21 protein-coding genes, 1 pseudogene and 1 riboswitch are annotated in these 23,451 nt (G+C 44.5%); of the genes and pseudogenes, 18 read left to right on the plus strand and 4 right to left on the minus strand.

The genetic code is table 11. The features are described from left to right. The first annotated feature begins 190 nt into the window (after nucleotides 1-190). The 7 genes from ACTQ50_RS07750 (at nucleotide 191) to ACTQ50_RS07780 (ending at nucleotide 10,311) form a co-directional block, all read left to right on the plus strand. On the plus strand, nucleotides 191-1,723 hold the full coding sequence (locus tag ACTQ50_RS07750; protein ID WP_441483706.1) for an ABC transporter ATP-binding protein: 1,533 nt from the start codon (nucleotides 191-193) through the stop codon (nucleotides 1,721-1,723). Continuing rightward, nucleotides 1,724-2,821, plus strand: coding sequence for an ABC transporter permease (locus ACTQ50_RS07755; RefSeq protein WP_441483707.1), 1,098 nt, complete (start codon nucleotides 1,724-1,726; stop codon nucleotides 2,819-2,821). It abuts the gene before it with no gap. Then, entirely contained in the window at nucleotides 2,822-3,814 is a 993-nt protein-coding gene (locus tag ACTQ50_RS07760; RefSeq protein ID WP_441483708.1) for an ABC transporter permease, read from the plus strand. A 217-nt stretch (nucleotides 3,815-4,031) separates the two neighbouring features. Beyond that, nucleotides 4,032-5,330 carry a hypothetical protein gene (locus ACTQ50_RS07765; protein WP_441483709.1) on the plus strand — a complete coding sequence of 433 codons (1,299 nt, stop codon included), beginning with the start codon at nucleotides 4,032-4,034 and terminating at the stop codon, nucleotides 5,328-5,330. A 167-nt stretch (nucleotides 5,331-5,497) separates the two neighbouring features. Then, nucleotides 5,498-7,174, plus strand: coding sequence for a M3 family oligoendopeptidase (locus tag ACTQ50_RS07770; RefSeq protein WP_441483710.1), 1,677 nt, complete (start codon nucleotides 5,498-5,500; stop codon nucleotides 7,172-7,174). 100 nt (nucleotides 7,175-7,274) lie between these two features. Further along, nucleotides 7,275-7,847, plus strand: coding sequence for a hypothetical protein (locus ACTQ50_RS07775; protein ID WP_441483711.1), 573 nt, complete (start codon nucleotides 7,275-7,277; stop codon nucleotides 7,845-7,847). Nucleotides 7,848-8,049: 202 nt separating this feature from the next. Continuing rightward, nucleotides 8,050-10,311 (plus strand): ABC transporter substrate-binding protein, encoded by a 2,262-nt coding sequence (locus tag ACTQ50_RS07780; RefSeq protein WP_441483712.1) that lies wholly within the window; start codon nucleotides 8,050-8,052, stop codon nucleotides 10,309-10,311. A 23-nt stretch (nucleotides 10,312-10,334) separates the two neighbouring features. Here ACTQ50_RS07780 and ACTQ50_RS07785 read toward each other — a convergent pair. Next, nucleotides 10,335-10,490, minus strand: a pseudogene (locus ACTQ50_RS07785) (DUF6783 domain-containing protein); the annotation flags it as partial. On the opposite strand from ACTQ50_RS07785, the gene ACTQ50_RS07790 reads away from it, so the two are divergent. The 6 genes from ACTQ50_RS07790 to ACTQ50_RS07815 all read left to right on the plus strand — a co-directional run bounded on the left by ACTQ50_RS07790 (nucleotide 10,449) and on the right by ACTQ50_RS07815 (nucleotide 15,993). Further along, nucleotides 10,449-10,556, plus strand: a complete 108-nt coding sequence (locus tag ACTQ50_RS07790; RefSeq protein WP_441483725.1) for a DUF6783 domain-containing protein — start codon at nucleotides 10,449-10,451, stop codon at nucleotides 10,554-10,556. The pseudogene ACTQ50_RS07785 and the gene ACTQ50_RS07790 sit on opposite strands and share 42 nt — an antisense overlap. A gap of 105 nt (nucleotides 10,557-10,661) precedes the next feature. Next, entirely contained in the window at nucleotides 10,662-11,648 is a 987-nt protein-coding gene (locus tag ACTQ50_RS07795) for an ABC transporter permease (protein WP_441483713.1), read from the plus strand. A 10-nt stretch (nucleotides 11,649-11,658) separates the two neighbouring features. Next, the gene (locus ACTQ50_RS07800; RefSeq protein ID WP_441483714.1) at nucleotides 11,659-13,401 is read left to right on the plus strand and encodes an ABC transporter permease; all 1,743 of its coding nucleotides are present in this window, start codon (nucleotides 11,659-11,661) and stop codon (nucleotides 13,399-13,401) included. Between the two features lie 8 nt (nucleotides 13,402-13,409). After that, nucleotides 13,410-14,606 (plus strand): ABC transporter ATP-binding protein, encoded by a 1,197-nt coding sequence (locus tag ACTQ50_RS07805; RefSeq protein ID WP_441483715.1) that lies wholly within the window; start codon nucleotides 13,410-13,412, stop codon nucleotides 14,604-14,606. Then, entirely contained in the window at nucleotides 14,599-15,606 is a 1,008-nt protein-coding gene (locus ACTQ50_RS07810) for an ABC transporter ATP-binding protein (RefSeq protein WP_441483716.1), read from the plus strand. Before ACTQ50_RS07805 ends, ACTQ50_RS07810 begins: the two co-directional genes overlap by 8 nt. Nucleotides 15,607-15,663: 57 nt before the next feature. After that, on the plus strand, nucleotides 15,664-15,993 hold the full coding sequence (locus tag ACTQ50_RS07815; RefSeq protein ID WP_441483717.1) for a hypothetical protein: 330 nt from the start codon (nucleotides 15,664-15,666) through the stop codon (nucleotides 15,991-15,993). 57 nt (nucleotides 15,994-16,050) lie between these two features. Here ACTQ50_RS07815 and ACTQ50_RS07820 read toward each other — a convergent pair whose 3' ends face one another. Further along, nucleotides 16,051-16,731, minus strand: coding sequence for a GTP pyrophosphokinase (locus ACTQ50_RS07820; RefSeq protein ID WP_441483726.1), 681 nt, complete (start codon nucleotides 16,729-16,731; stop codon nucleotides 16,051-16,053). A 283-nt stretch (nucleotides 16,732-17,014) separates the two neighbouring features. Here ACTQ50_RS07820 and ACTQ50_RS07825 point away from each other — a divergent pair, with 283 nt between their 5' ends. The 5 genes from ACTQ50_RS07825 to phoU all read left to right on the plus strand — a co-directional run bounded on the left by ACTQ50_RS07825 (nucleotide 17,015) and on the right by phoU (nucleotide 21,215). Beyond that, on the plus strand, nucleotides 17,015-17,875 hold the full coding sequence (locus tag ACTQ50_RS07825) for a substrate-binding domain-containing protein (RefSeq protein WP_441483718.1): 861 nt from the start codon (nucleotides 17,015-17,017) through the stop codon (nucleotides 17,873-17,875). A 117-nt stretch (nucleotides 17,876-17,992) separates the two neighbouring features. Further along, nucleotides 17,993-18,847 (plus strand): phosphate ABC transporter permease subunit PstC, encoded by an 855-nt coding sequence (gene pstC / locus ACTQ50_RS07830; protein WP_441483719.1) that lies wholly within the window; start codon nucleotides 17,993-17,995, stop codon nucleotides 18,845-18,847. Beyond that, a complete protein-coding gene (gene pstA / locus ACTQ50_RS07835) occupies nucleotides 18,840-19,697 on the plus strand; it encodes a phosphate ABC transporter permease PstA (RefSeq protein WP_441483720.1) in 858 nt (285 codons plus the stop codon). The genes pstC and pstA overlap by 8 nt, the downstream gene beginning before the upstream one ends. Nucleotides 19,698-19,783: 86 nt before the next feature. Continuing rightward, nucleotides 19,784-20,533, plus strand: coding sequence for a phosphate ABC transporter ATP-binding protein PstB (gene pstB, locus ACTQ50_RS07840; RefSeq protein ID WP_441483721.1), 750 nt, complete (start codon nucleotides 19,784-19,786; stop codon nucleotides 20,531-20,533). 1 nt (nucleotide 20,534) lies between these two features. Continuing rightward, on the plus strand, nucleotides 20,535-21,215 hold the full coding sequence (gene phoU, locus ACTQ50_RS07845) for a phosphate signaling complex protein PhoU (protein ID WP_441483722.1): 681 nt from the start codon (nucleotides 20,535-20,537) through the stop codon (nucleotides 21,213-21,215). A 150-nt stretch (nucleotides 21,216-21,365) separates the two neighbouring features. Here phoU and ACTQ50_RS07850 read toward each other — a convergent pair whose 3' ends face one another. Both ACTQ50_RS07850 and ACTQ50_RS07855 read right to left on the minus strand, forming a co-directional pair. After that, on the minus strand, nucleotides 21,366-22,775 hold the full coding sequence (locus tag ACTQ50_RS07850; protein ID WP_441483723.1) for an alanine/glycine:cation symporter family protein: 1,410 nt from the start codon (nucleotides 22,773-22,775) through the stop codon (nucleotides 21,366-21,368). A gap of 2 nt (nucleotides 22,776-22,777) precedes the next feature. Next, nucleotides 22,778-22,887: riboswitch (glycine riboswitch) on the minus strand. Nucleotides 22,888-23,187: 300 nt separating this feature from the next. Continuing rightward, nucleotides 23,188-23,451: transposase (locus tag ACTQ50_RS07855; protein ID WP_441483724.1), on the minus strand; the 264-nt coding region annotated here is incomplete at its 5' end.

The raw sequence follows: 23,451 nt of genomic DNA on the forward strand, positions 1-23,451 counted from the left end.
GTGATTTACAGACAGTAACGAATTACATGAAATCCAAAAGGGGAGCTATAAAAGGCTTCCCTTTTGTTACGTGAGTGGGAAGTTAAAGTCTACACGGACGTAAGATTTTAGCAAAACGCTCCGAAACAGGGCAAAATCAGAAGAACCGGGTTTGTCTTGTGCATAAAAACAGGAAGGGAGGCACAACACTTTGGAATATGCCATTCAATTAAAAAATGTTACCAAAACATTTGGAAAAGTTGTTGCCAACAAAAATGTCAACCTTGACGTAAAAAAAGGTGAGATCCTCTCCCTTCTGGGAGAAAACGGAAGTGGCAAGACCACTCTTATGAATATGATCTCCGGTATCTATTTTCCGGATTCCGGCGAGATCATGATAGACGGCAGGAAGGTGGAGATCCGCTCTCCGAAAGATGCCTACGATCTGGGGGTTGGTATGATCCACCAGCATTTTAAACTGATCGATGTATTCAGTGCCACTGAGAACATCGCCCTCGGTCTTGATAAGAAACAGAAATTTGACCTGAAAGAGGTTAAGAAAAAAGCCCAGGCTATCTGCGATAAATATCACTTTGACCTGGATTTAAACCAGAAGGTTTATGAGATGAGTGTATCCCAGAAACAGACTCTGGAAATTGTAAAAGTTCTCTACAGAGGAGCAAACATCCTGATCCTGGATGAGCCTACGGCAGTTCTGACTCCTCAGGAAACGGCGAGACTTTTTGAAGTGATCCGAAACATGAAAGCAGATAACAAATCTGTTATCATCATTACCCACAAGCTTCACGAAGTTCTGGAGATTTCTGACCGCGTGGCAATCCTTCGAAAAGGGGAGTACATAGGTACAGTAGAGACCAGTGAAGCTACAGAAAATTCCCTTACAGAGATGATGGTTGGCAAGAAGGTGGAACTGAATATTGCACGCTCTGCGCCTGTAAATCCTGTGAAACGCCTTTCCGTTTCCCATCTGACTGTTTATAACCGTGAGGAAGTCAAGGTGCTGGACGATGTAAGCTTCGATGTTTTCAGCGGAGAAATCCTTGGTATAGCGGGAATTTCCGGAAATGGCCAGAAGGAGCTTCTGGAAGCCATTGCAGGACTTCAGATTACAGCTCAGGGCAGCAGCATTGAATTCTATGAAAAAGGTAAAGAAGACCAGCCCCTTCAGCTGGTTGGCAAAACACCAAAGAAAATCCGGGATGCCGGTGTGCATCTTGCATTTGTTCCAGAAGATCGTCTTGGAATGGGACTTGTTGGTTCCATGGGTATGACTGGAAATATGCTGTTAAAGAGTTATGGAAATGGTCCATCTCCGATTACCGATATGCGTGCCCCGAAGAAAATGGCAGAAAAGGTAAAAAAAGAGCTGGAGGTTGTTACCCCAAGCTTAAATACTCCTGTATCCCGGCTCTCCGGCGGTAATGTACAGAAGGTTCTGGTAGGCCGTGAAATCGCAGAGGCACCAACTGTCCTGATGACTGCCTATGCAGTACGTGGTCTGGATATCAATACCTCCTATACAATCTATAATCTTCTGGACGAGGAGAAAAAAGAAGGCGTTGCAGTTGTCTATGTTGGTGAGGACCTGGATGTGCTCATTGATCTGTGCGACCGTATTCTGGTTCTCTGCGGAGGCAGGGAGAACGGCATTCTGGATGCAAGAACAACCACCAAGGAAGAGGTTGGTCTGCTGATGACAAATCTTCGGAAGGAGGGGAAATAAATGAGTGAAGTGAAAACAAAAGAACCCTTAGTCCGAATTATAAAGCGTGACAGAAGCAGCTTCGGCTACAAAGTATGGGTTCGCGCAGCTGCCATTTTACTGGCGCTGGTTGTAGATGCAGTTTTTATCTACAGCGTAACCGGACTGAATCCTTTATCTGTATATGTAGTTATGTTTAACGGTACTTTTATGACAAGCATCCGTTTTTCCTGGGCTATGCGGGACCTGGTAACTCTGCTCTGTATTGGTATCGCCCTTGCACCTGCATTTAAAATGCGTTTCTGGAACATTGGTGCAGAGGGACAGGTGCTCATGGGCGGTCTTGCCACTGCCATGGTCATGGTAAAATGCGGAGCCAGCCTTCCCACACCGGTGCTTTTCCTGGTAATGTTCCTTACCAGCGTCATCGCAGGTGGTCTGTGGGGCTTTATCCCAGCTGTGTTTAAGGCATACTGGAATACAAATGAGACACTTTTTACCCTGATGATGAACTATGTGGCAACCAGTATTGTGGCCTGCATGACCAACATCCTTCGTGGAAAGGCTTCCAGCCTTGGTAAACTGAACATGTCCACACAGGTTGGATGGTTCCCACAGTTCCTGGGACAGAGATATAACATCAACATCCTGATCGTTGTGATCCTGATGTTCGTCATGTTTTTCTATCTGAAGTATTCCAAACAGGGATACGAGATCACTGTTGTTGGAGAATCTGAGAACACTGCAAGATATGCAGGAATCAATGTAAAATGGGTGACCATCCGTACCATGATCATTTCCGGTGCAATCTGCGGTCTGGTTGGTTTCCTGATCGTAGCCGGAAGAGACCAGACCATTTCCACTACCTCTGCAGGCGGAAACGGATTTACAGCTATTATTGTTGCATGGCTTGCCAAGTTTAATACGTTTTATATGGCGTTGATCTCCTTCCTGCTGATCTTCCTTTCCAAAGGTGCAGCAGAGATCGCTTCCGCATACAGCCTGAATGACTATGCGGCAAGTATTATTGAAGGTGTGATCTTGTTCTTTATCCTTGGAAGTGAATTCTTTATCAACTATAAGATGATTTTCCGTGGTTCCAAAAAGGAGGTGCACTAAATGAGTAATCTGATTGCATGGATCATCAGGGCAATTCCATTTGGAACGATCATCATGTTTGGTTCCATGGGTGAGATCACCACTGAGAAATCCGGAAACCTGAACCTGGGTGTTCCTGGAATTATGTATCTTGGCGGTTTTGCAGGTTTTGCAAGCTCCTATTTCTATGAGAAAAATTCCGCAGATCCAAAGGGCTGGATCTGTGTGATCCTGGCACTTGTGGCTGCCATCGCGGCTTCCATGTTAGGCGGACTGATCTTCAGTTTCCTGACCATCACCCTTCGTGCAAACCAGAATGTAACCGGTCTTGCACTTACCACTTTTGGTATGGGTGTTGCCAATTTCTTTGGCGTATTTATCCTGAACGGCGCAAGTTATACTGCAGCACCGATGGCTTATGCTTCTTTTTCCAAGAAGATCCCGTTTTTGTCAAGCAAGCTTGGAATCCTGAGCAAAACCGTTTTCTGTTATGGGTTCCTGGTATATGTGGCAATTATCCTTGCGGTGGTTCTCCACTATGTGCTGAATAAGACAAGAGTGGGCTTAAATCTTCGTGCAGTTGGTGAAAATCCGGGAACAGCAGATGCTGCCGGAATCAACGTAACCAAGTACAAATACCTGGCAACCTGTATCGGTGCCGGTCTTTCCGGAATCGGCGGCTTGTACTACGTACTGGATTACAACCAGGGAATCTGGGCGACCACAGAGCAGATTGAGGCTCTTGGCTGGCTGGCCGTTGCACTGGTAATCTTCACCACCTGGAAACCGCTGAACGCCATCTGGGGCGCTTACCTTTTCGGTATGCTCTACTGGCTGTATCAGTTCCTTCCAAGTATTCTTGGAATCAAGGTTGCAAGCTACGTTACAGATTTGATCCAGATGGTTCCTTATGTGGTTACCATTATCGTGCTGGTTGTGGTAAGCTTCCGGAAGAAGAAAGAGAATCAGCCTCCGGAAAGCCTGGGACTTTCCTATTTCCGCGAGGAACGATAAAAAGGGTCCGCGTTTTAGGCGAATCGGTTTATGAATTGAAATTTTAAGACCTCCATCCAGACTGCCAAAAGGTACAGTCTGGATGGAGGTTTTTTATATAGAGGACCGCAATCTGTGAAAAAACAGTGTCTTTGGAAAAGAAAGTTTACAAAATATTGCGAAAATGTTATATTGATATTAACTGACACACCTGAAACATACAGAAAGGATTAAAAATATGAAGAAAAGATATGTACTTGCTGCTCTTGCAGCTATGACTGTTCTGGCAGGCTGCGGAGACAATTCTTCCAAACAGGAGAGCACAGACAATACAGCCACAGAGAGCACAGATGAGGATCTGACCGTCGCTGATCCGGATGAGAACGGCGAGGAGCTGGATCCGGAATTTTCCCAGGATGTAGAGAATAATGAAGTGATCGATGCAGATGACGCAGAGGAAGAAGTTGCCCTTGACCCGATCACTCCATCTGACTATCTGGTCCAGAATGCCTCCGATTATGTAACTATGGGAGATTACGACGGAGTTGAGGTGACGAAGTATACGTATGAGATCACAGACGACATGGTCCAGGAGGAAATCCAGGAAGAACTGGCAGATGCCAGCGAGGAAGAGTCCACGGATGCCCCATCTGAGGATGGAAATATTGTATACATGACACTTACTGCCACTGTAGAAGGGGAGGACGCTGACGATCCGGAGGAGACTTTTATCACTCTTGGACAGGAAGAATTCGGTGCAGAATTTGATGAGAAAATGACTGGCGTTTCCACTGGTGATAAACTTGATTTTACCATCACATACGATGACGATACCTGGCAGGAGAACTGGCAGGGAAAAACAGTTGATTTCTCTGTGGAAGTGACAGATGTTACCACCTCCAATACACCGGAGTATACAGATGACTATGTAAAGGATTACACCGGTTATGACACGAAGGAAGAATACGAAGCCGCTGTAAAGGAATATCTGGAGCAGTCCTACGAGGAACAGAGCACCTATGATGAGGCAGAAGAGCTGATCAACGCATGCATTGAGAAAACAGATTTTACAGGAGAGTATCCGGATGATCTGTTTGCTTCCTGCAAGGAGGAAGCACTTTCCGGTTATTCCATGTTTGTGGATGAAGGGGGAGACGTAAGTGATGTGCTGGATATGTTTGGTGTTACAGACAGCGACATCGAGGAAGAGGCGAAGAACCTTGTAAACCGCCGCCTTTTCATCAGCGCTTATGCACAGGCAAATAATGTGGAAGTAACCGAAGACGAATATGTGGATTATGTAAATGAATATGCAGACTACTATGGAGAAACCGCATCTGATTTCGAGGCACTGTATACCCGTGAGACACTGGTAAATGCCCTTTATGAGAGCAAGGTGACAGATCTTCTTCTGGAGAAAGCCAATGTAACAGAGGCGCCTTATACAGAGGATGAATATGAGGAAGACGAAGAGATGGATGAGACTCTTGATGATATGGAGATCGTAGAAGAGGGTGAGGAAGGCGTAGCAGAGTAGGACAATTCTTATTGGAATGTTTTTATGCTTTTTTAATAATTTAAAGCCTTTTATTTTAAATCCAGTTATGCTATAGTAGATAATACGCGACAATGGACGGACAGCATTCTGAAGGAGAAGCTTCGGGAAGTTTGTCCGCCCATTTACGTCTATAAAGGAGGAACGAGATGAAATTTTCAGAAATGCCTTACACCCGTGTGGATTTTCCAGCAGTGATCGCACAGGCGAAAGAGATTATCCAGCGTGCATCCTCTGCAAAAAGCGGGGAAGAGCAGTTTGCGCTCCATGAGGAATTTAATAAGCTGATGGATCACGTGAGAACTCTTTACACCATCGCCCATATCCGCAGAGATGGGGATGTGACAAATGAGTTTTACGATGGCGAGAAGACTTACTACAATGAGAAGCTTCCAGAACTGGATGCAGTGACCAATGAGTATAAGAAGGTACTTTTTGCCACTCCATACCGTGCGTATATGGAAGAGAAGATCGGACCAGTTGCATTTAAATCTATGGAACTGGAGATGAAATCCTTTGATGACAGCCTGATCCCGCTGATGCAGGAGGAGAATGCCCTTGCTTCCCGTTACAGCAAGCTGATCGCTTCTGCCAAGATCATGTGGGAAGGAGAGGAACTGAACCTTTCCCTTATGCGTAAGCATATGCGCTCCCAGGATCGTGATACCCGTAAGAAAGCATGGGATGCTTTTTCCGCTTTCTTTGAGGAAAATCAGTCTGAAATCGATGAAATCTATGACCTGATGGTGAAGAACCGTACCAAACAGGCACAGATGCTGGGCTTTGAGAATTACATTGATATGGGCTACTGCCGTATGAACCGTAATTCTTATACCAAGGAAGATGTGCAGAAGCTCCGTGAGCAGATCAAGAACGTTTTTGTACCGTTAGCTTCCAAGATGCACAAGAACCGTCAGACACGTCTTGGAGTAGATGCCCTTCGCTATTATGATATGGGCGTTTATTTCCCACAGGGAGATCCGGCACCTATCGGTACACCTGAGGAAATCCTTGAGAGCGGCCGTAAGATGTACACCGAGATGTCCGAGGAGACAAAGGATTTCTTCAACATGATGATGGAGAATGAGCTTTTTGACGTATTAGGACGTAAAAATAAAGCCACCGGCGGTTACATGACAGAGCTTCCGGACTATGGGGTACCGTTTATTTTTGCAAACTTTAACGGAACCAGCGGGGACGTGGATGTGATCACACATGAGTGCGGACACGCTTTCCAGAACTTTGTATCCAGCAAGGATCCCATCAGTGATCATTCCAGATATCTGACCATGGAGACTGCTGAGATTCATTCCATGTCCATGGAATTCTTTGCTGAGCCTTGGATCGAGCTGTTCTTCGGAGAAAGAGGAGACGACTACCGCAAGATGCACCTTGAGGATGCCATCGATTTTATTCCTTATGGAACAATGGTAGATGAATTCCAGCACATTGTATACGGCAATCCTGAGCTGACTCCGAAGGAGCGCCGAGATGCATGGAACAGGCTGGAGCAGGAGTACCGTCCGTATATGGATTCCACAGGCTGTAAGTTTATGGAAGAGGGCGGCTACTGGCAGAGACAGCATCACATTTTTGAGATGCCTTTCTACTATATTGATTATGTACTTGCACAGCTTTGTGCATTCCAGTTTAAGATCCGCATGGAGAAAGACCAGGTTGGGGCATGGGCTGACTATATGAAGCTTTGTCGTCTGTCTGCAAGCGATTTCTATCCATCCATGCTGAAACAGGTGGGACTTATCGTTCCGTTTACAGATGGCTGCATCCAGAAAATCGTGGATGAGCTGGATAAGAAACTGGACTGAGAATTTTGCTCCGGCAAAATCCGGAGAAAAGAGATTTGGAACGTACGGGAGTACTGTTTAGATAATGACAGTAATCTTATAGGAAAGCCGAGGAAGATTTGTGAAAAAATATGGGAATGATTACCGCCAGAGCGGGAAACAATTTGAATATACGGGGAAATGGTACGGCAGCAATCTGTCTGTCGCAGAGCTGAAAAGTTATGCGCTTCTTTATACCGGGTTTATGGCAGTCGCCCTTGTGATCTATTTTGCCAGTCTAATGCTGAATAACGAAGGCAGCAGGATTTTCTGGATATTGCTTCCCTATATGGTGGTGGTCTTCCCTGTTTCCTATGGAATCATGGGAGGTGTCTCCTTATTCCTTTTTTGCAGAAAGCAGGAGGGGAAGGTGGATAACTCACAGGTGGTGATTCCAGAAGAACATATAGACCACATGACCCGCGCCCAATATGAAAAAGGGGTGCGCCGTCCGGCGAGATGCAGCATTGCCATCACAGTGCTGGGGCTTTTCACAAGCGTGGCGAACCTGATCTTTCTTTTAAAAGGTTCCGAAAATCTTATCTTAACAAGGGAACTATTATTCGAGGCGGCAGCTGTGCTGATTTTAGTACTGGGAAGTGTTAGTGCTGTGCAAAGTTGGCGGATTAAAGCAAAATTTACAAATTTTGAGTGAAAATCTTTCAATTTTTGACAATTATGGACAAAATTCCAGACATATTTCGCCATATAGCTATTGCACATGTAATAAAACATGGTAAAATAGAGAGGTATAAGACAACAAATTTTCAGGTTGTCTGTAGTAGCTGGCCTCAGGAGTCTCCAACAGGCTCTGATGAATAGTTACAATAAAATATCTTAAAAAAGGAGGATAAGATATGAGCAAGAAGAAGTTAATGGCCCTGTTATTAACAGGTGTCATGGCAGCATCAACAGTGAGTGTACCTGTTTTTGCTGAAGAAGCTGAGGGAGGTTCTTCTGATACACCACTTGTTATTGGACAGACTAACTTCTCCGAGAAATTCAGTGGATTATTCCACGAGGCAGTTCCGGATCAGCAGATCGCAGAGAATGTAGGTGAAGTTCTGTTTGGAAGTGACCGTACAGGTGCTATTATTTACAATGGTATCGAGGGTGAGACACATGAGTATAACGGAACGGATTATACTTACACAGGACTTTCCGACGTAACTGTTACAGAGGGCGAGGATGAGACTGTATATAATTTCAAGCTTCGTGAGGATGTAACCTTTTCTGACGGTGAGCCTCTTACCGCAGATGACCTGATTTTCACATATTATGTACTTTCTGATACAGATTATGATGGAAATGCAACCTTCTACTCCACCAATATCAAAGGTATGAAAAACTACCGTCTGAATTCCACAGCCGCAGATTCCATCACAGATGAGGATGTTGCAAATACACTTGCAGATATGCCGGATGAAGTTGCTGCAAGAGTGAAAGATGAGCTGATTGTTCCGCTTCTTACGTCTGAGTATGAGTGGGCACAGACTGCATGGGAAGATTATGCAGATGCTTATGGTGTTACTAACGGAGATGAGTTCTTTGGAATGCTTTACGCAGCAGATGAGAACTATTCTGTAGATGGCAAAGATCAGGATACGATCATTCATGAGATCGCAGACCAGTATGGCAAGGACTATCTTGCACTTGCAGCCGCATATGGCGATGAAGCATACTTCGATGAAGATGCAGCAACAATCGCTTCCGAATACCTGGTAGAGCAGAAAACTGCAGCAGGTGAAGGTGAAGAAGTTGCGAACATTGAGGGAATCAAGAAGCTTGGTGATTACGAAGTTGAGGTTACCACAGATGGTTTCGAGGCAACTACAATCTATCAGCTTGGCGTAATCGTTGAGCCAATGCATTATTATGGGGATGCTTCTCTCTATGATTATGACAACAATCAGTTCGGTTTCACAAGAGGAGATCTCTCCGCTGTACGTGATAAATCCAATCAGCCACTTGGTGCAGGTCCGTACAAATTTGTGAAATATGAGAACAAGACTGTATACATGGAAGCAAACGAGAACTACTACAAGGGTGCTCCTAAGACTAAGTACCTCCAGTGGCGTGAGACTTCTGACGCAGATAAGATTGCCGGTGTTGAGCAGGGTACAATCGACCTTTCCGATCCATCCGGAAGCAAATCTGCATTTGATCAGATCAAGAGCATTAACGGAAACGATGAGCTCAGCGGTGATAAGATCATCGTTAACGCAACAGACAACCTTGGATACGGATATATCGGTCTTAACGCTAACACAATCAACGTTGGCGGAGAGCCAGGATCTGACGCTTCCAAGAACTTAAGAAAAGCACTTACAACTGTACTTGCTGTATATCGTGATGTAGCAATCGATTCCTATTATGGAGATGCTGCTTCCGTAATCAACTACCCGATCTCCAATACATCCTGGGCAGCTCCTCAGAAATCTGATGCAGATTATCAGGTAGCTTACTCTGTAGATGTTGATGGAAATCCGCTTTACACAGACGATATGACGGATGATGAGAAGTTTGCAGCAGCAACACAGGCAGCTCTTGGCTTCTTCGAAGCAGCCGGATACACTGTAGAGAATGGCAAGGTAACAGCAGCTCCGGAAGGTGCGAAGATGACTTATGAGATCATCATCGGCGCTGACGGAAGTGGAGATCACCCAAGCTTTGCAATCCTTACAGATGCTAAGGCAGCTCTTGAGTCCATCGGATTTACACTTGAGATCAATGATGTTACAGACTCCAACATTATGTGGGATGCTTTAAATGCAGGTACCGTAGAAATGTGGGCAGCTGCATGGCAGGCAACAGTGGATCCTGATATGTATCAGGTTTACCACAGCGCAAGTGTAAAGAGCAATTACTACCACATCAATGATGAAACACTGGATCAGGATATTATTGATGCCCGTTCTACAGCTGATCAGGAATACAGAAAATCTGTTTACAAACAGTGTCTGGATATTATTCTTGACTGGGCAGTTGAGATTCCGATCTATCAGAGACAGAACTGCGTTATTTATAGCCCTGAGCGTATCAATGCAGATACCTTTACGAAAGATGTTACTACATTCTATCCATGGTATGGAGATATCATTAATATCGAAATGAACTAAAGGTATAAAAGAAGATTGACCTGTTAGCGCAGTGGGTCCACCATAATAAGTGGGCCCACTGCCTTACTGGCAGTATGCCTTGGGCTAGAGCGTGTTTGAAAAATCATTCCCGCAATCTGCACGCCCCACTTTGCGGTATATTTTGCCCGAATTCGGTTGCCGTAGCCCGCTACGGCGCCCTCATCCGGACAAAATCTCCCACAAATTGTGACGCACATCTTGCAGAAAGCCTTTTTCAAACATGATCTGGAACCCGGTCCGGTAAAACGGACAGAACCGGCAGGACACACTGCCAGTAAGAACAAGGTAAGTCAGTCTTCCCGCCCGATACTGAAAGGATAATATATATAATGAAAAAATTTATTGTACGTCGTGTACTTCTTGGAGCGATGATTCTGTTCTTCGTTTCCATGATCATTTATTCAATTGAGAGAGCCCTTCCGACTTCTTATGTAGAGGGAAGAGCTCGTGATATGTCAATGAAACAGGGTGCAAAGCCTTATGATGAGTTGGTTGCTGAGTTAAATGCTGCTTATGGACTGGATAAGCCGGTTCTGGAAGGCTATTTTATCTGGCTTGGAAAAGCTGTTCATGGTGAATTTGGAGAATCCTGGATTTTCCATCAGCCGGTAACCCAGAAATTTGCCAGCGTTATCTGGTATTCTTTTGCACTGGCACTGGCCGCATTCCTGTTGGAAATTATAATTGCCATACCTTTGGGTATTATATCGGCAACGAAGCAGTACAGCAGGATTGATTATGCAGTCACCGTTTTTGCATTGATCGGTATTTCGCTGCCGTCCTTTTTCTTTGCTACCATTCTGAAATGGATTTTCTCTATTAATCTGAAATGGGTTGACCTGTATGGTATTGTAAGCCGTATGCATGAGTCCTACGGAAGTGTAGGCAAGGTGCTGGATATGGCACAGCATATGATCCTTCCGGTTATTACCCTGACCATTGTAAGTGTTGGTTCTCTTATGCGTTATACCAGAACCAATATGCTGGAGGTTCTGAATGCAGATTATATCCGTACTGCCAGAGCGAAAGGTGTTCCGGAGAAAAAGGTGGTTTCTCATCATGCATTCCGCAATACTCTGATTCCGATCATCACCATCCTTGGAAGTACACTTCCGAACCTGTTCGGTGGAGCAATGATTACAGAGACTTTGTTCCAGATTCCGGGAATTGGATATACCTCCTACCAGGCTTTAACCCAGGGAGATATTCCATTTACCATGTTCTATATGGTATTTCTGGCATTTCTGACATTAACCGGCAATCTGATCGCAGATATCCTGTACGCTGTGGCAGATCCAAGGGTACGAGTAAATTAGGAGGAAAAACATGAGTACAGATCCAACAAAGAAAAAAGACGATCATGTCAGTACCTCCAAGGCACTGGATGATGAACAGCGTGTAAAAGTCCTTTCACCAGGAATGCTTGTTGCAAAGCGCTTCTTCCGCAATAAACTGGCTGTGGCAGGACTTGTAATTCTGGTAGCGATGTTTTTGTTTTCATTTATAGGTGGTATGGTAAGCCCTTACAATGAGAGCCAGGTATTCCGTAAAACAGATCATGTATGGAAAGACTATGCAGGAGCTACCTATAATAAATCTTATATTTTTACAACAGCAAATGGTGCAGAATTTCCAGCGCAGGGACAGCAGAAATTTATTCTTGCCACAAACAAGGGAAATGATTCCTTTGAAGCAAATGGCGTAACCTACGGATTGGAACAAAAAGGTGAAGATTACTGGGCTATTTATTCTTCAGAATCAGTAGCAACCGTTCTTACACTGAAAGGGAAATCTACTTATAAACAGGCTGGAAATACAGAAGTAACAGATGAAATCAAAGAAGGCTATGAAGAGGCAGTGGCAAATGATGCCAATACCTTTGAAGTAGATGGAACTACCTACACAATTGAGAAAGCCGGACGTGAGAATCAGATCACAATTTCCGGCGAAGTTGCATTTGCAACCAAGAAAGTATTCAGCGCAGCGGCAAATGATGCAGAGATGGGATTTGATTTCCAGCAGGCAGCACTTGATGCAATTGAAGCAGGAGATACTTCCTTTGAATACGATGGCGCAACCTATGAGCTGACTACAACAGAGGAAGAGTCCTCCATAGAGGTTGTAAAGGATGGCGAAGTTTATGCCACTGTTTCCAATCTTCTGGTATCTCCTCAGGCAAAGGGTGTGTTCCTTTCTCTTTCCTTTAAAGAGGCAGTAGAACAGGCAATTGCTGACAAAGCTTCTACATTTATAGCCATTAATGAGGCTGGTGAAGAAGAAACCTATCAGCTTCAGACCAAGAATACACAGTATGTTGTAAGAAGCCAGAAGGCAACTACTGTAAATGATACTTATTCCGGACCAAGTAAAAAGCACTGGTTAGGAACAGACGGAAACGGTATGGATATGCTGACCAGACTGATGTATGGCGGACGTATTTCCCTGATGATTGGTTTCGTTGTTATCATTATTGAAGGTATTATCGGTATTCTGATCGGTGGTGTGTCCGGTTACTTTGGAGGATGGGTAGATACCATTCTCATGCGTGTGGTTGATGTTGTAATCTGTATTCCGGCAATGCCACTGTACATTATCATCGGTTCTGTCATGGATTATTACAAAATTGATCCGCGAATCCGAATTTATGCACTTTGTGCAATTCTTGGTATCGTAGGATGGCCGGGAATTGCCCGTATGGTTCGAGGACAGATCCTGTCTCTTCGTGAGCAGGAATTTATGGTTGCTACAGAAGCTACCGGTGTTCGTATTTCAAGACGTATTTTCCGTCACCTGATTCCGAACGTTATTCCACAGCTGATCGTTATTGCAACAATGGGACTTGGTGATGTTATCCTGATGGAGGCAACTCTTAGCTTCCTTGGAATCGGTGTTAAATTCCCATACGCTTCCTGGGGTAATATTGTAAATGCGGTAAATGATGTATACGTATTGACCAACTTCTGGTTCGTATGGATCCCGGCCGGATTCTTAATCCTGCTGACCGTTCTTGGATTTAACTTTGTGGGTGATGGTCTTCGTGATGCATTTGACCCGAAAATGAAACGGTAGGTGCGAATATGGCATTATTTGGTAAGAAAAACGCAAACTATATCTCAGCTAAGGAAACCAAAAGAATCTCCAAAGAGAATCGAAAGATCACCAATGAGATAGAGAAGAAGAGAAACAGAAAGAATATTCCGGAGTCAGAGTATATCACTACCATGAAGAATCCGGAAAACGTAGTTGAGTTTGACAATGTTCATACTTATTTCTTTACAGATATCGGAACTGTTAAAGCCGTTGACGGTGTAAGCTTTGAAATTCCCCAGGGAAAAACAGTTGGTGTTGTTGGAGAATCCGGTTGTGGAAAGTCTGTAACAAGCCTTTCTCTTATGCAGCTGGTACAGCGTCCTCAGGGACAGACTGTAGAAGGCGAAATCCGTTTTAATACCGGAGATAAGGTTTACAATATTGTAAATACTCCTACAAGTGAAATGCAGAAGCTTCGCGGAAATGAGCTTTCCATGATTTTCCAGGAGCCTATGACAGCATTGAACCCGGTATTCCGTATTGGAGAGCAGGTAGACGAGATCACCAAGCTTCACAATCCGGATATGAGCAAAGAGCAGATAAAGGCCAGAACCATCGAAATGCTGGAGCTGGTTGGAATTGCCAACAGTGAGGGCGTTTATAAGATGTATCCTCATGAGCTTTCCGGTGGTATGCGTCAGCGTGTATGTATCGCAATCGGTCTTGCATGTAATCCAAGACTGATCATCGCAGATGAGCCTACTACAGCTCTTGACGTTACCATTCAGGCACAGATCCTGGACCTGATGCGTAACCTGAAGGATAAGATCAATTCTTCCATTATGCTGATCACTCATGACCTGGGTGTTATTGCAGAGATGGCAGATTATGTAGTTGTTATGTATGCCGGTCGTGTAGTTGAGAAAGGTACTGCAAGTGAGATTTTTAAGAACCCGTCTCATCCATACACCATTGGACTTATGCGTTCCAAACCGGTTGTAGGCAAAAAGGTTGACAAGCTTTACAGTATTCCAGGTAAGGTTCCGAACCCTATTGATATGCCGGATTACTGTTATTTCCGTGACCGTTGTGAGCTTAGCTGTGACAAGTGTCAGGGAAGCTATCCAGGCGTGATCAAATTAAGTCCTACACATGAAGTAAGCTGTTATCGCTATGCAGACCGTCCGGAAGCAGGATGGCTGGCAAATGTTCATCCAGGGGAAGGGGGAAAAACTCATGAGTGAGAATAAGACAGCAGAAAATACAAAGAATCAGCAGTCCGATAACATTCTGGAGGTATCCCATCTTAAGAAATATTTCCCGATCAAGGGTGGAATGTTCGGTAAGCAGGTTGGTTCCGTAAAGGCAGTTGATGATGTTTCCTTTACTTTAAAAAGAGGAACCACAATGGGACTTGTTGGAGAGTCCGGATGTGGTAAATCTACCACAGGAAGAACCATCTTAAGACTGATTGAGAAAACAGACGGACAGGTTCTCTTCAATGGAAAAGATGTTTATGGTCTTTCTGGTAAAGAAATGCGCGATATGCGTACCAAGATGCAGATCATTTTCCAGGATCCCTATTCTTCCCTTTCTCCAAGACTGCCAGTCGGTGAAATCATTGGGGAAGCAGTAAGAGAGCATAACCTGGTTCCCAAGTCTGAATACGCAGATTATGTGACCAAGATCATGGATGACTGTGGACTTCAGTCTTATCATAAAGACCGTTATCCTCATGAGTTCTCTGGTGGACAGAGACAGCGTATCTGTATTGCAAGAGCACTTGCTCTGAATCCGGAGTTTGTTGTGTGTGACGAGCCGGTTTCTGCGCTTGATGTTTCTGTACAGGCACAGATTATTAACCTGTTAAAGGAACTTCAGGAGAAGAGAAATCTGACTTATTTGTTTATTTCTCATGACCTTTCTGTTGTAGAACATATTTCCGATACCATCGGTATTATGTATTTGGGAGGTCTTGTGGAGACTGGTACTACAGCAGATATTTTTGCAAATCCTCTTCATCCGTATACAGAGGCTCTGTTCTCTGCTATTCCTATGCCGGATCCGGATCTGAAGAGAAACCGTATTATCCTGGAAGGAAATATTCCTTCTCCGGCGAATCCGCCTAAGGGATGTAAGTTCCATACCAGATGCCGGAAATGCATGGAAATCTGTAAGACTCAGGTTCCGGAAGTTAAGGATATGGGGAATGGGCATAAGGTGCGTTGTCATCTGTATGACTAAGAAGAAAGCAGGCCGGGGACTTCCTGGCCTGTAAGTTTTTGATCAGGAGGTTCTATCATGGGAAAGAAGCAGAAAGAAGAATTACCGGATTATACGGTTGCCAACATGGATGTGGATGGTATGCCTTGGAATTCAAGAAGACCGTGGCAGATACTTCCGGGAGATCCAGCGAAACGCAGGAGAGAATTTGATGTAAAGGTGCCAGAGCCGGGGATGGAAAGTGATGTGCCGGATGAGCTGACTGCTTTTCAAAATCCGCCGATGACAAAGGAAGAGCGGAGAGGAATGATCTGGCTTTCGCTGAAGGCGTCACTGACGGTTGGCTTGATTTTTGGTGGCGCAGCGTTTTTATTTATTCTATTTTGTGTATTTGTGTGGCTGAAATAAAAAAGCGGTTTTACCTGTGAAAGATAAGATTCATAGGTAAAGCCGCTTTTTTGTAAGTTAGATATCATGAAACATCCCAATCTTATTCTTGATCCGCTGCATCTCATTATCCGTCTCGATCACCGCCTGGGCCGAGCAGAGCAGTTCCTCGCTGATCTCCGCATATCCTGGCAGGTCCTCGATTCCCTTTTTGTAGCGGAGCTGGTGCTCCAGTGTGGCCCAGAAGTCCATGCCGTTGGTGCGGATCTGGAGTTCCACTCGCATAGGTGTTTTTCCCTTGGAAAAGAAGACGGGGATTTCCACAATCATATGATAACTGCGGTAACCATTTGGCTTGGGATTCTTGATATAATCCTTGATCTTGATGACTTTAATATCATCCTGTCCGGCAATCAGATCAGCTACCGTATAAATATCGTCAATAAAAGCACAGACCACCCGGACACCAGCCACATCATTTAACTGCTCCTGAATATTCTCCGCTGTAAAATCATATCCCAGCTTCTGCAGCTTCCGGTAAATGCTCTCCGGTTTCTTGATCCTTGTCTTAATAAAAGAAATAGGATTTCTCTTATATTCCACGGAAAATTCATCATCCAGAACCTCCAGCTTGGTCTGTACCTCCCGGATGGCACATCGGTACATCATCATCAGATCATTAAACTTCGCTGCATTATTAATAAAACGCTGTGGATCCGGCGTATCCAGCCAGGGCGCTTTCTTTTCTTCTTCGTTCATGGCAGATCCTTTCATTTTTAACATACAGATTATTCTGTATACAGAATTTTATATAGCCCTATTATATAAGAAAAACGCTGTGGAAGCAACGGATAATCCCTTCGAAATGTCTGGTGAAAGGAAAGAAAATATTGTTAAAAAACATATAAAATACCCCTGCTATATTTTACTATGATTTTACATTCCAAAGCTAGTGTATTTTACATCCGGACAGTAAGATACATACTGTAATCGCGAGAGAGGTAAAAAACATAAGGACCGCGAAGAAAAGGAGAAATGAATCATGAAAAAAGGTTTAGCAGTAGCAATGGCGGCATTATTAGGAGTAGCAACAATGGGAACAACAGTTATGGCAGCAGCTTCAGGAGATATTACAATCTGCTCCAGAGAGGACGGATCCGGTACAAGAGGCGCATTCATCGAACTGTTTGGAATTGAAGAAAAAGACGCAGATGGAAATAAAGTAGACAACACAACAGAAGCAGCAAAGATCACAAACAGCACATCCGTTATGCTTAGCACAGTAGCTCAGGATGAGAACGCGATCGGATATGTATCCCTTGGTTCCCTGGATGACAGCGTAACAGCAGTAAAGATCGACGGTGCAGAGGCAACAGCAGAGAACATCGAATCTGGTGACTACAAAGTTGTTCGTCCATTCAACATTGCAACAAAAGATGATGTCAGCGAAGCTGCACAGGATTTCATTACATACATCATGAGCGCTGAAGGACAGCAGATCATCGAAGACAACGGCTACATCGCAGTTGGCGACAAACCAGAGTATGCAGCAGCTGACGTTGAAGGAAAAGTTGTAGTAGCTGGTTCTTCTTCTGTAACACCAGTTATGGAGAAACTTGCAGAGGGCTACAAAGCAGTAAACGATAAAGTAGACATCGAGGTTCAGCAGAGCGATTCTACAACTGGTATGACATCTGCAATCGACGGACTTTGCGACATTGGTATGGCATCCCGTGACTTAAAAGACAGCGAGCTTGAGGCTGGCCTTACCGCAACTGTTATCGCAAAAGATGGTATCGCAGTAATCGTAAACAACGACAGCGGTGTTGAGGAACTTACCAGTGAGCAGGTAAAAGATGTTTACACAGGCAACATCACAACCTGGGAAGACCTTACCAAATAATAAGAAATAAAGTACCTTTACAGTTACGAAACATGAAACAGGAATAAGGAATCCTGCAAAGCCGCCAAAAAGTTTTGCAGGATCCCAATTTTCCGAATAAAAAGGAACTTACTTTATATGAAATCAATCAAAGAAACTGGAATGAAATTCGTATTCCTTGCAGCGGCCTGTACCTCCGTATTAGCCGTTGCATTAATCTGCATTTTCCTGTTTGCAAACGGAATCCCGGCAATGGCGAAAATTGGTCTGCCAGATTTCCTGTTTGGAATGAAATGGAAACCATCCAATGGAATGTATGGAATTTTTCCATTCATTCTTGGAAGTATTTATGTAACAGCCGGGGCAATAGTGGTGGGAGTTCCAACAGCCCTTCTGCTTGCAATCTTCCTTGCATTTTATTGTCCGAAAAAACTGTATGCACCATTAAAGGCAATGGTAAACCTTCTTGCAGGAATCCCATCTGTTGTATATGGATTTTTCGGTTTGACTGTGTTTGTACCTCTGCTTCGGCAGCTTACCGGTCATGATGGAAGTACCATGCTGACGGCTTCCGTACTTCTTGGAATTATGATCCTCCCAACGGTAACCGGCGTCGCAGAACCAGCCTTAAAAAGTGTTCCCACAAGTTATTACGAAGGGGCGCTGGCACTTGGAGCAACCCACGAAAAAAGTGTGTTTGGCACTGTTTTCCCGGCTGCAAAATCCGGTGTGTTAGCTGGCGTGGTTCTTGGAATCGGACGTGCCATTGGCGAGACGATGGCAGTGATCATGGTAGCAGGCAACCAGACATGGATGCCCCAGGGCCTTTTCAAAGGACTTCGAACCATGACCGCAAATATTGTAATTGAAATGGGCTATGCAACCGATCTTCACAGGGAAGCGCTGATTGCTACAGGTGTAGTACTTTTCGTATTCATCCTGATTATCAACCTGTGTGTATCAGCCCTGAAAAGGAGAGCAGAAGATGAGTAAAAGCAAATTATCCTACTGGAAAAATCATCCTGGTTCTGCCATCCTAAGGCTCCTGGTATGGTTATCTGCAATTGTTACAGTGGCAGTTATGGCGTTTCTCGTTGGTTTTATTCTGATAAAAGGTGTCAGAAATCTTACACCAGACTTATTTGCACTGGAATACAATTCCGACAATGCTTCTCTTATGCCGGCGCTGATCAACACCCTGATCATCACCCTGTTATCTCTGGTGATCGCGGTGCCATTTGGAATCTTCGCAGCAATCTATCTGGTTGAATATGCGAAAAAAGGCAGCAAGTTGGTTAAAGTCATCCGCGTTACAACAGAAACCCTTCAGGGAATCCCGTCCATTATCTATGGTCTGTTCGGTCTTCTGTTTTTCAGTACCGCCCTCTATTGGGGATATTCCCTTCTGGCTGGCGCTATGACACTGGTGATCATGATCCTGCCGCTGATCATCCGTACCACAGAAGAGGCACTTATGGGTGTGCCGGATGCGTACAGGGAGGCTTCCTTAGGTCTTGGTGCAGGAAAGCTCCGTACCGTTTTCAAAGTGGTACTTCCAAGTGCCATCCCAGGAATCCTTTCCGGAGTCGTACTTGCAACAGGACGTATTGTTGGTGAGACCGCAGCACTGATCTACACTGCTGGTTCTGTGGCAAAGGTTCCATCCAACCTGATGGGATCCGGACGTACCCTGGCTGTACACATGTATGTGCTTTCCAGTGAGGGACTTTATATGGATCAGGCATATGCCACAGCGGTTATTCTGCTGATCTTCGTACTTGTGCTGAACTGGGTATCCGGTTTCTGTGCAAAACATTTGAGCAAAGCCACAAACGGACAGTGAACGTTTTGATAAGAGAATTTTTGTGAAAATTCACACTCAGCAGGTTTTCAGAAAATGAACTGAAAACTTTTGCAGCAAGGAGAATTATGGGTAAAATAGATGTAAAAAATATGGATCTGTACTACAGCAGCTTCCATGCCTTAAAAAATATTAATCTGGAGATTCCGGAAAAGAAGATTACCGCTTTTATTGGTCCAAGCGGCTGCGGAAAATCCACATTGCTGAAATCCTTAAACCGCATGAACGATCTTGTGGAAGGCTGCAAGATCACAGGTGACATCCGCCTGGACGGGGAGGATATTTACGGCGACATTGACGTAAACCTTCTTAGAAAACGTGTGGGAATGGTTTTCCAGAAGCCAAATCCTTTCCCAATGAGCATTTATGACAACATTGCATACGGACCACGTACTCACGGGATACGTTCCAAAGAGAAACTGGACGACATTGTAGAGCGGGCCCTTCGAAACGCATCCATCTGGGATGAGGTAAAGGACCGCCTGAAAAAAAGCGCCCTTGGTATGTCCGGTGGACAGCAGCAGAGACTTTGCATCGCCAGAGCTCTTGCAGTAGAGCCGGAGGTGCTTCTTATGGATGAGCCTACCTCAGCACTTGACCCGATCTCCACATCCCACATTGAGGATCTGGCCCTGGAATTAAAAGACCGCTACACCATCGTGATCGTAACCCACAACATGCAGCAGGCAGCCCGTATTTCCGATAAGACCGCATTTTTCCTGCTGGGTGAGATCATTGAATACAATGATACTACAGAACTGTTTTCCAGACCACAGAACAAGAAAACAGAAGAGTATATAACAGGGAGGTTTGGTTGATATGAGAGATGTGTATACCGCAAAGCTTTCCAGGCTTACAGATGAGATCCTGGAAATGGGAAATTTGTGCGGTCAGGCCATCATGAAGACCTGTCAGCTTCTGGCAAGTGTGGATATCCGTGAGGCTGCCACAAAGGAGATTGGAAGAATTGAGAAGGAGATTGACGACAAAGAGCACAATATTGAGGCTCTGTGCATGCAGCTTCTTCTGAAGCAGCAGCCGGTTGGCGCTGACCTTCGCAAAATTTCTGCAGCTCTTAAGATGGTGACAGATATGGAGCGGATCGGTGACCAGGCAACAGATATTGCAGAGATCATGAACACAGGAAGCGTCCATGTTCCAGTGACACAGATTCCCCTTCAGGAAATGGCTGACCACGCCATGCGCATGGTAAATGACAGTGTTACCGCTTACGTGGAGGGAAAAAGTGATCTAGCGAAAAAGGTGATCGACAGCGACGATATTCTGGACAACCTTTTTGACAAGGTAAGAAATGCACTGGATCAGAACACCATAGGCTTTTCCAGTGATGAGGTCCTTGACCTTCTGATGATCTCCAAATATTACGAGCGGATTGGCGACCACGCCACCAACATCGGTGAGTGGGCAGAATTCTCCGTAGATGGAATCCACAGAAACGGCGACAGCATCAGCGATCTGTTTAATCCGGATTCCTTATAAAAGGATTGGAACAAAGACAGGGGCAAACATGCTTTGCCTCTTTTTAGCAGGAAAGTTACATATAAAAGAACCTTGTCTGACTGGCTAAAAGCATCGTATCAGACAAGGCTCTATGTTTTTCAGGAGAGGAATTCTTTCTTATATTTTATCTTATTCGTAATTTTTATGTTTTTTAAAGAAATCCTTTGTTTCCCTTACAACCACACCGCTTAAAGCAAGCAGGGCGATCAGGTTCGGGAAAGCCATCAGGGCGTTGAAGATATCTGCGATGTTCCATACAGCTGCAACTGTCATGTATGGTCCGAAGAAAACGCAGATGATATATAACCAGCGGTAAGTTTTTACTGCGGTCATGTTGCGGTTGAACAGATATTCCAGGCAGCGCTCACCGTAATAATCCCATCCAAGGATGGTTGTAAATGCAAAGAATACCAGGCACAGCATAAGTGCAAAGGATGCAAACTGTGCAGGGAAGGGAAGTCCCTTCTGGAAGGCAGCAGTAGTAATGGCCACACCTTCAAGTCCTGTATTCCAGGTTTCGGTAATGACAATTGCAAGACCTGTCATCGTACAGATTACAATGGTATCAATAAAAGTACCGGTCATGGAAACAAGTCCCTGGCGAACCGGTTCCTTTGTCTGAGCGGCAGCAGCTGCGATAGGAGCGCTACCAAGACCAGATTCGTTAGAGAAAATACCACGGGCAATACCTTTCTGCATTGCCACAACCATGGTTCCCATAGCACCGCCTGCGAGGGCGCTTCCGCTAAATGCTGTTTTTACGATTGTAGCGATGGCACCAGGAACTGCTGTAATATTTGTGATCACAATGATCAGGGCAAGTACTACATATAAAATTGCCATAAATGGCACGATGATCTGGGAAACCTTTGCAATACGCTGGATTCCGCCAAGAACTACAAGTCCTACACATAAGGTAAGGATCAGACAGGCGATTACAGTTGCCCAGGAATATGTATTTCCAAAAAGGGAAACGGTGTGTACCGTATCCGGATCAAAAAAGTTCTTTACAGCAGAAGCAATACCGTTTACCTGTGTAAAGGTACCGATTCCAAAAAGACCAACGCCAGCTCCAAAGAATGCGAAAATCTTCGCAAGCCATCTCCACTGTTTTCCCATACCATTCTCAATATAATAAAATGGTCCGCCAAGAACGTGTCCGTCCTTGTCAATGGTCCGGTATTTGATGGCCAGAAGTCCTTCTGCGTACTTGGTAGCCATTCCGAAAAATGCTGCAACGATCATCCAGAACAGGGCTCCAGGTCCGCCTGCTGCGATAGCTGTGGCAACACCTACAATATTACCAGTTCCGATGGTTGCCGATAAAGCTGTGCAGAGTGCACCAAAGCTTGTGACTTCACCTTCACCGCCATCTTCATTTTTTACCATGAATTTCAGTGCTTTTCCAAGATGTCTTACCTGTAAAAAGCCTAACCGAACGGTTAAAAGGAATCCTGTGATCAGGATCAGAATGATCAACGGAAGTCCCCAAACGACTCCGTCAAACCAGGTGATAAAGTTGTTGATTTGTGTAAACATGTTCTCTTTCCTCCATCCTTTTGCCTGAGAGATTAACAGCATTACAAATGCTGCGTACACCTTCGGCGCTCTTCCATAAATTTTTTTGAAGAGACTCTCCTGAGTTACGAAAAAACGGTTGCCTATACATTCTTTATAAAAAAAATGTACGGACATGACGGTCATTCGTACTGTGCAGAAACACACTAACACACAGAATATCATATACGATCATAAATTTCAATGAAAATATTAGAAAAATATTTTATCCTGAATTATTCACGGAACAGTATCTAAACTGATAACTGTACCATGAATCCGAAAATTGACCCATGTAGCCTAAACATCGCTCAATCAGTTTCCAAAAAGGGTATAAAATCCCTGTGGCAGAGTTCTGAGCGGTTATTAAGCTGTCAAGGTTTGTTAATAGTTGCTATTCCAGCTGTACATTCAGCTTACCGATATTTGAAAGTGTCTCATAGAATTCATTTTTATAAGGGCAGCTGCTACACAGCTTGAATGTGATATATCTTGCTGAATGAACTACTTTTGCAGCAATCTTCAGCAGTTTTAAACGGACGGTATCAATGCGTTGTTTTCGCATATTTGCTGATAACGCCAATCGTCTAAACCAATTAAATATGTTATAAGCAAGCGCGTGTACCTGAAGTCTGTTTGCATTTACGATTCTGGTATG

The organism is Blautia sp. Sow4_E7, assembly GCF_052116245.1.
Classification (GTDB): Bacteria; Bacillota; Clostridia; order Lachnospirales; family Lachnospiraceae; genus Blautia_A.

Bases quoted from the DNA above. Each gene is read 5' to 3' on its own strand.
- ACTQ50_RS07755 (WP_441483707.1), top strand. From the start codon at position 1,724: ATGAGTGAAGTGAAAACAAAAGAACCCTTAGTCCGAATTATAAAGCGT.
- ACTQ50_RS07760 (WP_441483708.1), top strand. From the start codon at position 2,822: ATGAGTAATCTGATTGCATGGATCATCAGGGCAATTCCATTTGGAACG.
- ACTQ50_RS07765 (WP_441483709.1), top strand. From the start codon at position 4,032: ATGAAGAAAAGATATGTACTTGCTGCTCTTGCAGCTATGACTGTTCTG.
- ACTQ50_RS07770 (WP_441483710.1), top strand. From the start codon at position 5,498: ATGAAATTTTCAGAAATGCCTTACACCCGTGTGGATTTTCCAGCAGTG.
- ACTQ50_RS07780 (WP_441483712.1), top strand. From the start codon at position 8,050: ATGAGCAAGAAGAAGTTAATGGCCCTGTTATTAACAGGTGTCATGGCA.
- ACTQ50_RS07795 (WP_441483713.1), top strand. From the start codon at position 10,662: ATGAAAAAATTTATTGTACGTCGTGTACTTCTTGGAGCGATGATTCTG.
- ACTQ50_RS07800 (WP_441483714.1), top strand. From the start codon at position 11,659: ATGAGTACAGATCCAACAAAGAAAAAAGACGATCATGTCAGTACCTCC.
- ACTQ50_RS07805 (WP_441483715.1), top strand. From the start codon at position 13,410: ATGGCATTATTTGGTAAGAAAAACGCAAACTATATCTCAGCTAAGGAA.
- ACTQ50_RS07810 (WP_441483716.1), top strand. From the start codon at position 14,599: ATGAGTGAGAATAAGACAGCAGAAAATACAAAGAATCAGCAGTCCGAT.
- ACTQ50_RS07815 (WP_441483717.1), top strand. From the start codon at position 15,664: ATGGGAAAGAAGCAGAAAGAAGAATTACCGGATTATACGGTTGCCAAC.
- ACTQ50_RS07820 (WP_441483726.1), bottom strand. From the start codon at position 16,731: ATGAACGAAGAAGAAAAGAAAGCGCCCTGGCTGGATACGCCGGATCCA.
- ACTQ50_RS07825 (WP_441483718.1), top strand. From the start codon at position 17,015: ATGAAAAAAGGTTTAGCAGTAGCAATGGCGGCATTATTAGGAGTAGCA.
- pstC (WP_441483719.1), top strand. From the start codon at position 17,993: ATGAAATCAATCAAAGAAACTGGAATGAAATTCGTATTCCTTGCAGCG.
- pstA (WP_441483720.1), top strand. From the start codon at position 18,840: ATGAGTAAAAGCAAATTATCCTACTGGAAAAATCATCCTGGTTCTGCC.
- pstB (WP_441483721.1), top strand. From the start codon at position 19,784: ATGGGTAAAATAGATGTAAAAAATATGGATCTGTACTACAGCAGCTTC.
- phoU (WP_441483722.1), top strand. From the start codon at position 20,535: ATGAGAGATGTGTATACCGCAAAGCTTTCCAGGCTTACAGATGAGATC.
- ACTQ50_RS07850 (WP_441483723.1), bottom strand. From the start codon at position 22,775: ATGTTTACACAAATCAACAACTTTATCACCTGGTTTGACGGAGTCGTT.